10 protein-coding genes are annotated in these 13520 nt (G+C 49.0%); 6 read left to right on the top strand and 4 right to left on the bottom strand.

Translation table 11 applies throughout. From position 1 onward, the window contains the following. Positions 1-122 precede the first annotated feature (122 nt). The 3 genes from IXB50_RS05380 to IXB50_RS05370 all read left to right on the top strand — a co-directional run bounded on the left by IXB50_RS05380 (position 123) and on the right by IXB50_RS05370 (position 2929). Entirely contained in the window at positions 123-1763 is a 1641-nt protein-coding gene (locus tag IXB50_RS05380; RefSeq protein ID WP_215607920.1) for an ArnT family glycosyltransferase, read from the top strand. A 136-nt stretch (positions 1764-1899) separates the two neighbouring features. Then, positions 1900-2544, top strand: coding sequence for a VOC family protein (locus IXB50_RS05375; protein ID WP_215607919.1), 645 nt, complete (start codon positions 1900-1902; stop codon positions 2542-2544). Between the two features lie 43 nt (positions 2545-2587). Then, positions 2588-2929 (top strand): DOPA 4,5-dioxygenase family protein, encoded by a 342-nt coding sequence (locus tag IXB50_RS05370; protein ID WP_215607918.1) that lies wholly within the window; start codon positions 2588-2590, stop codon positions 2927-2929. A gap of 129 nt (positions 2930-3058) precedes the next feature. Here the strand turns inward: IXB50_RS05370 and ppk2 are convergent, their stop codons facing one another. The 3 genes from ppk2 to IXB50_RS05355 all read right to left on the bottom strand — a co-directional run bounded on the left by ppk2 (position 3059) and on the right by IXB50_RS05355 (position 8365). Next, complete coding sequence (gene ppk2, locus IXB50_RS05365) at positions 3059-4105, bottom strand: polyphosphate kinase 2 (RefSeq protein ID WP_246564114.1); 1047 nt, start codon at positions 4103-4105, stop codon at positions 3059-3061. A gap of 181 nt (positions 4106-4286) precedes the next feature. Then, a complete protein-coding gene (locus tag IXB50_RS05360) occupies positions 4287-5399 on the bottom strand; it encodes a VWD domain-containing protein (protein ID WP_215607917.1) in 1113 nt (370 codons plus the stop codon). A gap of 308 nt (positions 5400-5707) precedes the next feature. After that, complete coding sequence (locus IXB50_RS05355; RefSeq protein ID WP_215607916.1) at positions 5708-8365, bottom strand: CHAT domain-containing tetratricopeptide repeat protein; 2658 nt, start codon at positions 8363-8365, stop codon at positions 5708-5710. A gap of 187 nt (positions 8366-8552) precedes the next feature. Between IXB50_RS05355 and IXB50_RS05350 the strand changes: the two genes are divergently transcribed. After that, positions 8553-8843: a hypothetical protein gene (locus IXB50_RS05350; RefSeq protein WP_215607915.1), complete on the top strand. Its 291-nt coding sequence runs from the start codon at positions 8553-8555 to the stop codon at positions 8841-8843. A gap of 82 nt (positions 8844-8925) precedes the next feature. Then, positions 8926-10194, top strand: a complete 1269-nt coding sequence (locus IXB50_RS05345) for a hypothetical protein (RefSeq protein WP_326520727.1) — start codon at positions 8926-8928, stop codon at positions 10192-10194. Positions 10195-10276: 82 nt separating this feature from the next. On the opposite strand, the gene IXB50_RS05340 is transcribed toward IXB50_RS05345, so the two are convergent. Beyond that, complete coding sequence (locus IXB50_RS05340) at positions 10277-11365, bottom strand: TIGR03032 family protein (RefSeq protein ID WP_215607914.1); 1089 nt, start codon at positions 11363-11365, stop codon at positions 10277-10279. A 320-nt stretch (positions 11366-11685) separates the two neighbouring features. Between IXB50_RS05340 and IXB50_RS05335 the strand changes: the two genes are divergently transcribed. Continuing rightward, on the top strand, positions 11686-13467 hold the full coding sequence (locus IXB50_RS05335) for a ShlB/FhaC/HecB family hemolysin secretion/activation protein (RefSeq protein ID WP_215607913.1): 1782 nt from the start codon (positions 11686-11688) through the stop codon (positions 13465-13467). Positions 13468-13520: the final 53 nt, after the last annotated feature.

The following is a 13520-nucleotide window of genomic DNA, read 5'->3' as shown; positions in this document are numbered from 1 at the left end:
TTTCCCTACCCTGGAGCAATGATTCCTTTTATAGCCCAGCCTAATTGAAATTTCATAGGCCTGGCCGTGTTAGGATTTGCGATCGCATGCTGTAATAATTGGGATCTTCTCAGCAGGTGTCCATGCCCCCTGTAACCAGGCCCGTCAGACTTGACCGGTTTATCTACATATTGCTGGGGGTAGTGCTGATTGTACTGCTCTATAACCTTCACCTATGGGTAATCACCACAGGCACGGAGGGGGCCATAGCTGATATCAGTCGTGATATGCTGGTCCGGCAAAATTTTATGCATCCGCGATTGCTGGGGGTTAATGACTTTAGCCAGTTACCGATCCCCCTATGGCTCACCAGCCTGGGCATGAAACTATGGGGAGTCAATACCTTTGGTGCTCGCTTCTTTGTCCAGGTGAGCATTGTTATCCAGGTAATCTTTACCTACCGGATTGCCATGCGGCTGTTTGGTTCACCTCAGATTGGGCTATTTGCAGGACTGATCTATCTGTCGTGTCCTCTGGTCCTGGTCTGCAGTCGCTACCTATCTGCCGATGTATTTTTAACGACCTTTGAGCTGGCGGCTATTTACTGCATTTTGCTGTATCACCTAGAAAAACTGCCAGTTGCTTTGTATGGTTTGGCCGTTTCTGTGGCCGGGGGCTTCCTCTGCGGAGGTGTGCGGAGTCTAGTGCTGCCTTTGTTGGTTGGGGCTTATGTGCTGATGTTTGGTCCTCGCAATTACTGGATACATTGGCGGCATGGCCTGGTGGCCTTGATTATGGGTCTGGGCCTGATTGGGTTTTGGTTTGTCCATATGAATGACCATTTGCCTGATTTTTGGGCCTTTACTCGCCAAACCTTTTGGCAGGAGACGTTCTTTGGGATTCCTAGGCATCCCCGCTGGCAATATATTGTGGGGTTTCTCACCGGGAGTTTGCCCTGGTGGATAATTGTGATACCTAACATGACCGCCGCTCCCCTATGGCAAAATCCCAATGTTTTGCCGGTCGCTGTATGTTGGCTGTTGTTACCTTTAGGGTTTTATACCCTCACGGGTAGTGCATCCTTAGCTGGACTCTTACCCCTCTTGGCTGGGTTTTCGATTCTTGTTAGCTATTTAGTGCACCTACTATCCAAACAATATGTGTGGCTATATAGTCGCTGGTTTGCACAGATTTACGGCACGTTAGGCTTACTGGCCCTGATGATTCCCCTCAGTTATCAGATGCTTGGGCAACCCCTAAAAGCAACTTGGCCGATGGTGATCACGGCAGTGGGGACATTGGTATTGGTGATTTTGTTATATCGATCGATCCGGGCAGGGGTGAGATTTCGATTGATCGCTATGGTGCTGGTGCCATCGCTGATGATGTTGTTGTACGGTGGCTACTATGTGGATGCCAACGGCCCCTGGAAGGAGAGTACGGATGTTGTATCCAGGATGATTCAACAGAGACGATTAGAGGGGCTACCTGTGCTGGTGTACAACGAAACGCTGCCATCTCTGGCATTTGGTCTCAACAAGGATACGATTACCATCAATGATGGTGTGGTCAACGAGACATTTTTTCAAACTGCTCAAGATTGGGAAACCCATTGGATTCGACTGGGTAGCCCCAGTGCTAACCGCTATTTGCGGCGGTTGATGACGGCTCCATCGGTGCTGGTGATTCCCGGTGACCTACCCGCTCGCTGGAATTGGGTGAAAATTAATTATCCCAAGATCGAATGGGCCGGTCGCTGGCAGGTGTTATACCGCCCTCAGTAGTAATCAGGTGTTACTCGCATATTCTTAGGAATGAGGATTCAATTAGGTTCTATCTTTTTGATGTACAGGTTGCCATGACAACCTCTTCAGACATAATTTTTAGATCTTATACAATAGAATTCGGAGAAAACCAACAATGAATCTGGAACTAGATCATGTTTTCATTTTGGTTAAGCCGACAGCCAAGGTAGCTGATTTATTGCTTGAACATGGATTCCAAGAGGGACCCCAAAATACCCATCCCGGTCAGGGCACTGCTAACCGTCGTTTTTACTTTGCCAATGGCATGCTGGAATTTATCTGGGTGCAGGATCCAAACGAGGCAAGAACGGGGCCAGGCCGAGATTTAGGTTTTGCGGAGCGAGCCGGAAATTCAACTGCATCTCCGTTCGGTGTTATTTTTGTGCCTGGCAAAAAGACGATTAGTTCAGAGATGCCTTTTCCCGGCTGGCATTACCAACCCGCTTACTTTCCACCACCCAAAGGTTTCCATGTAGGCGCAAATGCTCACACTATTACCGAACCGCTTTGTTTCTACTTTCCATTTCGCGATCCAGGCGTTTCCAGACCACAGCCGATACGCAATCCTCAGATGATTAGTGAGGTCATAATTTCCACACCATCGGTAGATACTGAAGGGGTATTAGGATTGGTGGCCCAAGCCGATCGGCTCTCTATGCGATCAGCCAGTGATCATCTGATGGAAATCACGTTAGATCATCGTGCCTTGGAACGGACTGAAGATTTTCGACCCCAAATGCCGTTAATCTTACATTGGTAACTCCATCAATCAAAAATCTCCAAACATCTGCTGCGATTCAACCATGACAAAACGCCCCACCAACAGCTACGACCAATACCATGCCCACGTTTATTTCGATGGCAACTCTACAGAGAAAGCGTCCTCTCTATGCCAGAAAGCGGGAGAGTTATTTGGGGTAAAGGTGGGTCGGGTACATCAGAAACCAGTTGGACCACACCCTTGCCGGAGCTGTCAGCTTGCCTTTGATAAAAGCCAATTTGATCGGTTGATTCCATGGCTGGAGAACAACCGAGGAGAGTTTACAGTACTCGTCCATGGTCTGACAGGAAACGATCTTGCAGACCATACTGAGCATGCTGCCTGGCTCGGCGATCCGGTACCGCTAAATCTATTGATTTTTTAGAAACTAGTAATGCCAATTGAGTTGGCTGCTCCGCTACAAGAAATTAAGTTTGATGGTTCACCCAATGGGGCGGCAACGGCTCAACTACCCCAGGGCATCCCCAGAGAGATGCCCATATAGGATGGCCAGTTAATATTGCGCAGGAACCATGCGCTGAGTGTCCTTAGGGGGACGTCGATAATTAATCGAACCCTGCCGTTTAGGTAACACAATCGGTTCGTAGGGCACTTCCTCGTAAGGGATCAGGCTGAGCAAATGGCTAATGCAGTTGAGCCGAGCCCGTTTCTTGTCATCGGCATCAACCACATACCAGGGTGAATTAGTCGTATCGGTCATGGCAAACATGTCATCCTTGGCCTTGGAGTACTCTACCCAGCGGGCCCGCGCTTCTAGATCCATGGGGCTCAGTTTCCACCGCTTGGTCGGGTCGTCAATGCGTTCTTTAAATCGCTTTTCCTGTTCTTTGTCACTGACGGAGAACCAGTATTTGACCAGGATAATGCCCGAGCGTTGCAGCATATGCTCAAACTCAGGACAGGTGCGCATAAACTCGGTGTACTCATTATGGGTGCAAAAGCCCATCACCCGCTCCACACCGGCTCGGTTATACCAGCTACGATCCAGGAGAACAATCTCACCAGCAGCGGGGAGTTGATTGACATAGCGCTGAAAATACCATTGGGTTCTTTCTCGGTCAGTGGGTTTTCCCAGGGCCACAATGCGACACCCACGGGGATTGAGACATTCGGAGATCCGTTTGATTACTCCCCCTTTACCCGCCGCATCTCGGCCTTCAAAAATGACGACAACTTTGAGTCCCGTATGTTTGACCCATTCCTGCATTTTGACTAGCTCTAGCTGCAGGCGTTCTAGTTCAGCGTTGTAAACAGACTTACTCAGCTTTTTCTGATCTGTTTGTTTTTTTCGCTGAACAGGTTTGTCTTTTGGTCTATCATGCTTGGCGGTTTTCTTTTTGATCGCTTTTGAGGGTTTTGCCATAGGAATTGTAGCGACCTGATTTAAGGACGTTTTGGTCGCCCTATGTTTTGTCGCCTTACGTTTTGTCGCTCTATTTTTTGGAGATTGCTGCTTGGTAACTTTGGGTTTGTTGGGTTTCTCTTTAGAAGGAGTCGTATCGGCTGCCTTCAGGGTGTCATGCGCGTTTGGCTTAACCATAGAACGTCCCAAAATGTCTCTATGGTTGCCAGGATATGTGCTCAATCACAGAATTGTGGATACGCTTAGGCTACTCTAAATAATTGCCAGAAAATAAAAATAACAAATGTAACGTATTTGCCAAAAAAGGCGCGATCTCAATCCGATCGCGCCTTTTTGGATGAATTTATGCAAACTGAGCCTAGAAAGGTAGGCGAATACCCCCTGGTAAGGGAATCACGTCATCTACCTCGTCAATAATGCGGTCAGTCAACCGATCAACGACAACATTAGCGACCGCATTAGCGGCGGCATTGGCAAAGCTGCTATTGCCGGTGGCGGCTACATCGAAGACACAGCCATCCATCTGATCTTCGGGCACACCAGCGGCTTCACATTCTGCAATGGCGGCTTCTAGGTCAGCATCGCTCACGCCATTTAGCGTCAGGTACTGATCAGGGAAACCTCGGTTGGTAAAGCTAGCGGTGGTCAGACCTGCAGGATAGTCGAACAGGGACTCGGATTGGGTAATGCGCCAGCTATCGCCAAACTGCTTGTAAAGCTGATCAAAGTAGGCGGTTTCTAGCTCATATACAGGGATTGCTGCCGGTAGGGCTCGATTCAGAGTATTTGCCGCAATGCTGTAGGTGGAACGGGCGGGCATAACTGTGCCATCACGACTCATCAGGTCATCGTCGGGGTTGCCGTTGTAGTTGCCCAGCAGGCCAGCCATTTGGTTTCTGCGATCGCGACTCACAATCGGCATGATATTAATAAACCGAGCTCCGCTAACGGTAATAATCTTGAGCGCTACCTGGTCGCCACTGGGCCAGATGACGGTGTAGTGGCGGTCATTCTGCCGCTGGATTTCACCGCCATTGGGCAGAGCAAACGCATTATCCGCAAAGTCAATGGGTACACCATCCACCCACATCAGACTGCGGCCATCGGGGCTATCTTGCACATACATACCCACCCGATGATCGCACACGCGCATGGCCACGGCTGTGTTGAGCGATAGGTTGCTGCGGTTGGGTACCTGGGCCTGACGGGACTGCACCTCATAGTCACCAGTGGTATCTTTGGCCAAAAGAAACTCACCCACCTTTTGCAATGAGTAGTTAAAACTATCAAACGTATTGAAATGGGGGTCTCCATAGCTGCGACCCTGGACCACATTTGACGGGACAGAGCGATTTTCACAAAAGTTGGTTTGGGCCGCTACAGGCTGGGCCGTCACCATCAGGCTAGTGAGTAGACCGGCTAAAAACAGTCCTAAACATCGCCGTAACGATTTTGGGGTCAGGATAGTCATGGATATGTACATTCGTTGATGGAAGTCCTTCATTTCTACACCCTGGATCTAGATAATTCCGTCATTTGGTTTTAAACCGTTACTGATCCTCGGGAAAATGCACCCCTAATGTTTTGACCAATAGCGTCTGCCATAGGGGTATCAATTTTAGCTGGGATATCCTGACTGGGTGGGGATGCAGTAGCCAGGAGCCAGAAGCCAGTAAGGTACAGAATTCTGAATTCTAAATTCTGTCTTTGGGAAAACGTTCCGCTTTCAGTTGGTACCCGTAATGTTGACCTAAATTAAAGAGCGCAGGTGCCCGTCACTTATAATCCGATTAAGAAAAACGCGGCCCAGTCGCGTGGGTTGGGATGCTGTGCCAATGTACTGAGCATGGCCTGGCGTAGAGCAACGGCCTTGTCTGGCTCGGTCTGTAACTGCTGGTAAAACTCAGTCATCAGCATCGCCGTTGCTTCGTCGGGCACGGCCCACAGAGAGGCGACAAGATTGTTGGCCCCAGCGGCTAAAAAGGAGCGGGATAGCCCCACCACCCCATCCCCCGTGATCCGACCACGCCCGGTATTGCAGGCGCTGAGCACCACCAGGTCGGCCTTGAGGTTGAGCTGCATGACTTCCTGGGCGGTGAGTAGACCATCATCGGGCTGATCCAGGTCGAGGTTTTCACGGGTCGGTGTCAGGGCAATGGCGCTGCTCAGCCCCCGCTGCTCGTCTAATAATCCATGGGTGGCTAAGTGAATGATGTCAGCATCGGCTAAGCGTTCGCGGACGGCGGTTTCGGTGGCGGCAGCTCCCAGGAGAGGAGCGGTGTTGAGGATCGGTGCGATCGCAATTGCCTCTGCTTCTGCCCCCGGTAAATCACTCAATGGCATGGGGGGACCACCCACCCTAAAGGGGACCGACGGCATATCAGGATTGCCAACAATTACGGCTGATGCTGCCTGAGCCCGATCAATGCCCACGACAAGAGATTGACCCGACTGCTCAACCGAACGTTGTTGCAAGACATGTAGTGTCTGCAGCGAAGGTGTTGTTCCCAGCGTATGATGCTCAATCAAATAGGTTCCTTGGGCATTTTGCAAAGCAGGGAAGGGGACTAAAAATAACTCTCGATGGGGCACAACCACGACCTTGTCATCGGGAGACTCCGGCAAATAGTCAGCAATGGGGGCAATGGTCAGTTCATACAGTTGTTTTAGATCAGCCTGATTAGCTTGGGAAAACTGGGTCGTATTCGCAGCACTATGCCACGGATTAACCCCCCTTACCCCCAGACTATCTTGACTAGCGGCCAGCATCTCCTTGAGGGATTCGGGTCGCTGAGCAAGATCGACCTGCTCAAACTGTACCTCCCCAGTGGGTTTGACCACCCAAATAAACAGCGCCTGATCATCAAAGCGGCTGCGTCCAGGGGATGGCTGTCGAATGATGGAATATTGAACCAATGTGGTCGCCTGTTTTTGAGCTAATGATTTGATCTGGTTAATGCTGAGATCCATCAACGGGACAGGGGACTCTGTCTCCAGGGTCTGTTTTGACAATAACTCGGTAAAAGCTCTGGCCCTGCCCCGTTCTGCCACCACCAGAGCGGCTTCAATCTCACCCTGTTGGATCAAAACCTGCTGCAGCTGATCATACAGATAGGATTGGGTTTCAAATAATGAGACTTTGTTGATATCCTGCAGACCCGGCTCCAGGGCCTCAAATTTATCCAATGCCTGATATAGAGTTTTGGCCGCTTTTGGCAGGTTGCCGTTACCGCGCTCAATCTCGGCAAACCCGCTCAAGGCATTGATCTGACCCACCTCATCATAGTTATGCCTGGCCCAGGCATAGGCATCTTCATAGTATGCCAGTGCCGTTTCTCTTTCTTGCCGAACCGCATAGAGCTGTGCCAAATGATTGAGACTGCGACTATACTCTGGTCCTACATATTTATCTCGATATCCCAGCGCTTCGGTAAAGGTGTCTAAGGCTTTGTTAAACGCTCCCTGCTCTGCATATAGCTCACCCAGGCTATTGAGAATACTGGCCAACTCATGCCACTGCCCTTGGGAAATTGCAATTTCTCTGGCTTCTAGATAGACATCCCGCGCTTTGTCATAGGCCTGTTGCTGCAAATAAACATGACCTAACCCATTTAGAAACTGGGGTAGACCTTCCCAATAGCCCGCAGACTTAGCTTCGGCCAGGGCCGTTTGATAAGCTGACTGAGCCTGACCATAGTCCCCTAGGGTGTAGTGGATATTTCCTATTTCCCCCAAGATCCGGGTGCGATCAACTCGGTCTGAACTGCTAGAGCGTGCGGCTTGTAATGTATCCAGCGCTCGACTGTACTGTCCCGTATGGCGATAGATTTCGCCCAATGCTAGATTTAACCGGTTTTTTTCGGCAAAGTCCTGGAGTAACCCACGCTGCACCTGGCGTAGCCGTTGCCAACTGCGTACAACATTTCCCTGTTCCAGCCAGATTAATGCCTGCATCAGATATACCCGGTTACGTTGGGCAATCGCTGCGGAGGAGGGTATGGAGAGTTGGTCTGCCCGATTTAAAGCTTGCTGAGCTCGGTGATGATCTCCCAAGCGATAGTGGGCAAAGCTGAGGTCAATCAGGCTATTGTGCTCACCGACTGGATCACCGGCACTACGATACAGTTGAATGGCCGTTTCCAGTGGGAAAATGGCGGAGCGGCTACTCCCCAGTCGTAAGAAGTTTTGTGCTTGCTCATATTGAACGTGTGCCGCTTCGATGGACTTTATGCTGTTAGTTGATGATTGATTGAGCGCCGATTCAATCGATTTTATGCTGGTGGGCATACTCTGGTCAGCCTGGGCCTCTAAGTCCTGACCGGTTCCTATCAGTAAACCGATACCCAGCATCCAGCCAAACGTTCGAAAACCTGCCATAAATTCCCAACTCTGTGACAACCAACCATAGAACGTCACCCCCAGGATCCATAAAGGCATAGATCTATCTTTCTCTACAATCCCAATTGGGGAGTTTAAGGACGACTGGGTAAAGGCTTAGTTTTGACCTACGGACAATCATCCGCTTCAATCCTGAACAAAGGTAAATTTTTATACTCCCTTTAATGAATGCGCATTAATCATCGTGAATAAATCAGGAACAAGAGTTCTTGATTTATTCACTGCTATGACACACAAAACCCTATCCCCACGTCAAATCCTCAATGCTTTGCGTGTTCGTAGACTTGGCTGGCTGGTACCTTTTTACTGTTGTATCGATTCTTACTACACTGAAAATGGTCTGGAAGTTTTGAGCGTTTTTACTTGGCGTTTTGGTCGTCAGGCATGGGAAACCTGGCGTCTCAAAGAAGGGGTGAATGCTGACTCTGTAGAGCTAAAAACCGCGCCCTCAAAAATGTATGACCGCTTAAGACTATCTGGAGATTTGGTCCATCGCCATTGTCTAGGGGGGAGCTAGTCAGGTTTGTCCTCTACCGCGCTATGGTTATATACCGTGGCGTTGCTGCTCCTTCTCTAAATCAGCAACGGCTATACCGCTGGTGGTTTACACGGGTCGAGTTGGCATGATGAAAGTTCTCAATAGACGGCACTGGCTGATGGCGTTGCTATTTGCATTAGCAATGCTGGTGTCGCTCAGTGTCTTGGTTAGTCGTGGGGATGCCAGCAGACCGGCTTTAGCTGCCAAGGTAAATTTTTGGAGCGATCGACGGGTGGTGGCGGCGCTACAGTCTGGGTTTGCCCAGGCTGACCAGGCCATGGCCATGGCCCAAACGGCTAAATCAGTTGACCAGTGGGATCAGGTCGTGGGTGCTTGGACCGGAGCGATCGCAACCCTGCAAACCATCCCGGCCCAAAGCCCAGAGCGCTTTTTTGCCCAACGCAAGCAGCAAGAATATCTGGGCAATCTAGCCTTTGCTCAACAGCAGGCCCATCAACTGAGCTGGCCCGATGTCTTTCCTAGTTTGGGCAGTGCCGTTCTGGATGAACAACTGCGTCTCTATCTAAGCTATATAGCGACATTTGGCCCTCCCGACATTCTCATCGTCGGTAGCTCCAGGGCACTCCAGGGACTGGATCCCCAGCTGTTACAAACAGATTTAGTCAAGCAGAACTATCCCGTTCGTGTGTTTAACTTTAGCGTTAATGGGGCCACGGCCCAGGTGATGAATTTTGTGCTGCAGCGGCTACTCACCCCGGAGCAGTTGCCCAAGCTAGTGATCTGGGGGGATGGCTCCCGAGCCTTTAATAGTCGTCGGCTCGATGCCACCTTTGCCCGCATCCTCAATTCCCCTGGCTATGCAGCGCTCCTCGCCGGGGAAAGGCCTGGTTTTTCTGATCGACCTCCTATCTCCCGACAACCCAGTGCCATTAATGCCTATGGTTTTTTATCTGAGCCTGCGGTATTCGACCGAACGGTGTTTTACCAGACCTATCCACGGGTCAATGGTCGCTATGACGGGTTTTATAACCCGTTTGGTCTGACGGGATTACAGGTGGGGTCATTGCGATCGCTCGTGGGCTATCTCAAAAGCCGTAACATCGACCTGGTGTTTGTCCATCTCCCCCTCAGCGGTGACTATCTAGACGACTATCGACTGCCCCTCGATCAACAATTTCAAAGGTTCTTACAAAACCAAAGTCAACGCTTAAACTTTACAGTCATTGACCTGTTATCCCAGTGGCTAGAACAAGACGTCTTCTTCGCTGACCCCAGTCATCTAAACCAGAGGGGAGCCGCCGTTCTCGGTCAACAATTAGCCCGCAATCCGTTGATCTTAGACAAGCTAAGTGAGTTAGAGAAAAGTTAATCCATAGTAATACCCCTAAACGCCCTACCTCATATTATTTCAAGTAAAAATACGCCATTGTTGATTTAGGGCCTGCACTTGTCTACGGTGGTGAATAAGAAAACTCAACTTCTGCTAAAGCTTCATCAGGCAACACATAGGAACTTCGCAACAGTTCATTCTCTTCAGTGAATAGCTCAGGAAATTGAATATTAGGTAGTACTTGCACCGAAAAAATCTCTTGTACAGCATCCTCAAATTTTAGAAACGCTAAAATTTCCTGAGTTTCAATGTTAATAACCCATACGCCACATGTTCGTTCAGTTAGTTGCTCAGTCAAGGGTAGACCACTGAATACTGCTGATTCTCGCACTTGGGATAAACCCACAAAGGCTAAGGGACCGTAGAAATCAATCCCTCTGGTAAAACCAGGTAATTGAATCAATGGCTCTATTTTGCCAGTTGACACATCTACAAGTGCCAGGTTGCCTTTGCCAGATTCCAGCACCCAAAGTTGATTGCGATACCATCGTGGAGAATGAGGCATCGATAACCCGTGAACGATGATGTCATTTGTAGTGACATCCATCAAAATACCCCCATCGGCTTTGTTTTCTCGCCAGCCACCAGCTGTATTGGTAGTACCCAGAGCGGTTACATATTTTGGACTGCCGTCTACTAACTCCAGACCATTAAGATGGCAACGATCTTCAGGAGCGTAGGCACTGACAAAATAGGGCCGCCAACGGGGTACAAAGCTATGGTCAGGATCCTGGGTACATAGGCAGGAAAATCGAGTATTGACGAACCAAAGCCCTTCATGGCCCCAAGCCATTTCATGGATATCAATGTCTCCGGTTACATGGATATTACGAGGCAAAAAACAGGCATCGTATTTGCCACTAGAGTCCAGTTTGGAGGCAGCAGCAGGTACATTACGAAATTCCCAGATGTGGGCACTGGTGCCAATCGCCATGCGTCCATTATTATCGGTAGCCAAGCCCATTGGCTTTTGTAATACCCGAAAGTGGGTATTTAGCGTTGCACCATCAGCCCGAATCAAGACGACTTTGCCAGCCTGATAGGTTGAAACGATCAAGGAGATACCTAGATGATTTAGCAGCACCGGAAAATTGTTAGTGTGGATGCTGCGCAATGGTGCTGAAGCATCTGGAACATCAGAAACAGTCATGGCAATTGCCTTAATGCCAACAAATTTCTCAATTTAAACTGGAAATAATGCATATCAGTCCTGAATGATACGTATTACTACTTAGATTTGTGCATCGCCTATAAAGTCGATTGTTTGGTCAATATCTGAATAAACCTAAACTTTTGGGCCTTGGTTAGCAAGGAACTCTATAGTTTATTGTTCCATCAGAAAATATTGATATCTTTTAATTTTGTGCTGATAAGGTTTGAAATGCCTTGTTCACAGTTATCAAATACGAAGTATCGCAGATATATTTACGGACTGGATGTCTAACCCTTACAAGGTTATAGGGAATGGGTATGTATCAAACAAGTAACTTGCACGATAAACGACGTGCTGCTTATGGGCTAAGGGCCATTGTAGGATATTGGTTTCTTAATGCAATAAGTGTTGCATGTTTGCTTTGGTTAAGTAGTGGTGGCAAAGCCCATGCACAAGCGCCGTCTTTGGAGCGTATAACGCCACAAAATGTAATCATTCCTCAGCCTGAATCTCAACCTGAGCAGCTACCGCCTCAAGAGTTGCCTTCTGCTGATGAACTTTTAGGTCCATCCCCAGCACCACCGATTGGGCCGTCCTTACCACCAAATAGCGCAACATTTTTGATTAAAGAATTCGAATTTAGTGAAAGCACCGTCTTTGACGAAGAAGAATTACGGGCGGAAACAGATAAGTATAAGGGAGAGTCTAAAACGTTTGCTGATATCGCTGCAGCGCGTGAGGCAGTTACTAATTTATACCTCGAAAATGGCTATCTCACTTCGGGAGCTATCGTTCCACCCCAGGAAATCACAGATGGGGTAGTGACGATGACAATCGTTGAGGGTAGTTTGTCAGAGATTGTGGTGACAGGAACCCGTCGTTTGCATCAGGGCTATATTCGTAGCCGTATTGCCCTAGGGGCTGCCGCTCCCCTAAATGTCAATGACCTGGTAGAAAGGTTACAGCTCCTGCAGCTTGATCCGCTGGTAACGAGTATCTCGGCTGATTTGCAGGCCACTCCCGAACCGGGCGAGAACCGCCTGGTAGTTGATGTGTTGGAAGCTGATAGCTTTGGGGTAATGTACACTCTGGACAATAATCGATCACCCAGCGTTGGCACAGTGCGCCATCAACTTCAGGCTACTGAAGCTAACTTAACCGGGCTAGGGGATAGCCTGAGTATTGGGTATACCCTGACCAGCGGCAGTAATGGCATAAATGCTGACTATACGCTACCGATCAGTCCCTACGGCACAACGCTCAATCTGGCTGTGGATCAATCAGATAACGATGTGATCGAGGAGCCGTTTGATGTTCTGGAGATTGATTCGGATTCTGACTTTTATGAGCTAACTCTGAGGCATCCTCTTCAGTTAACGCCAACCCAGGAATTTGCTATCGGGCTAACGGCTTCTCATCAAAGGTCTCAGACGTCTTTGGGGATTGACGATATTGGCCCGACTCCCCTGTCCTTGGGGGCGGATGATGAGGGGCGTACAAAGGTATCTGCTTTGCGATTTTTTCAAGAGTGGACTAACCGTAGCCCTAAGCAGGTATTGGCCTTAAGATCACAATTCAATTTAGGTCTGGATTTTCTGGATGCCACTGTCAATGAGGGAGACGTGCCTGATAGTCGCTTTTTTTCGTGGCAGGGGCAAGCCCAGTGGGTACGCGTCCTGAGTCCTGATACATTATTGCTACTTAAAGGGAGTACTCAACTAGCTACGGATTCTTTGTTAAATCTGGAGCAGCTTAGCATTGGGGGCCAGTCTACGGTGCGGGGCTACCGTCAGAACCTTTTATCCACGGATAATGGGGTGTTGGCATCTGCAGAGGTGCGTTTGCCGTTATGGCGAGATCAGGATGGCAAAAATAAAAAAACTCTACAACTTACTCCATTCTTAGATGCGGGCTACGGTTGGAATGCGGAAGGGGGTAACTCTGACTCGTTAGCGAGCGTGGGGGTTGGTCTGTTATTTCAACAGCCAGATCTAATTGCTCGGCTGGATTGGGGAATTCCGTTAATTTCTGTGCCAGATGATCGCCATTCTCTACAAGAGAATGGCGTATATTTTACGTTACAATACTCATTCTTTTAATGTCTAATGTTAAGAGCCTGCTACCAGCTCCATTAATCACTTTGTAGAACGAT

It is taken from the genome of Leptothoe spongobia TAU-MAC 1115 (assembly GCF_018739885.1).
GTDB lineage: Bacteria > Cyanobacteriota > Cyanobacteriia > Phormidesmidales > Phormidesmidaceae > Leptothoe > Leptothoe spongobia.
The sequence above is the reverse complement of the archived record's forward strand: the minus strand, read 5'-3'. Positions and strand labels throughout refer to the sequence as shown.

Bases quoted from the DNA above. Each gene is read 5' to 3' on its own strand.
- IXB50_RS05380 (WP_215607920.1), top strand. From the start codon at position 123: ATGCCCCCTGTAACCAGGCCCGTCAGACTTGACCGGTTTATCTACATA.
- IXB50_RS05375 (WP_215607919.1), top strand. From the start codon at position 1,900: ATGAATCTGGAACTAGATCATGTTTTCATTTTGGTTAAGCCGACAGCC.
- IXB50_RS05370 (WP_215607918.1), top strand. From the start codon at position 2,588: ATGACAAAACGCCCCACCAACAGCTACGACCAATACCATGCCCACGTT.
- ppk2 (WP_246564114.1), bottom strand. From the start codon at position 4,105: ATGGTTAAGCCAAACGCGCATGACACCCTGAAGGCAGCCGATACGACT.
- IXB50_RS05360 (WP_215607917.1), bottom strand. From the start codon at position 5,399: ATGACTATCCTGACCCCAAAATCGTTACGGCGATGTTTAGGACTGTTT.
- IXB50_RS05355 (WP_215607916.1), bottom strand. From the start codon at position 8,365: ATGCCTTTATGGATCCTGGGGGTGACGTTCTATGGTTGGTTGTCACAG.
- IXB50_RS05350 (WP_215607915.1), top strand. From the start codon at position 8,553: ATGACACACAAAACCCTATCCCCACGTCAAATCCTCAATGCTTTGCGT.
- IXB50_RS05340 (WP_215607914.1), bottom strand. From the start codon at position 11,365: ATGACTGTTTCTGATGTTCCAGATGCTTCAGCACCATTGCGCAGCATC.
- IXB50_RS05335 (WP_215607913.1), top strand. From the start codon at position 11,686: ATGTATCAAACAAGTAACTTGCACGATAAACGACGTGCTGCTTATGGG.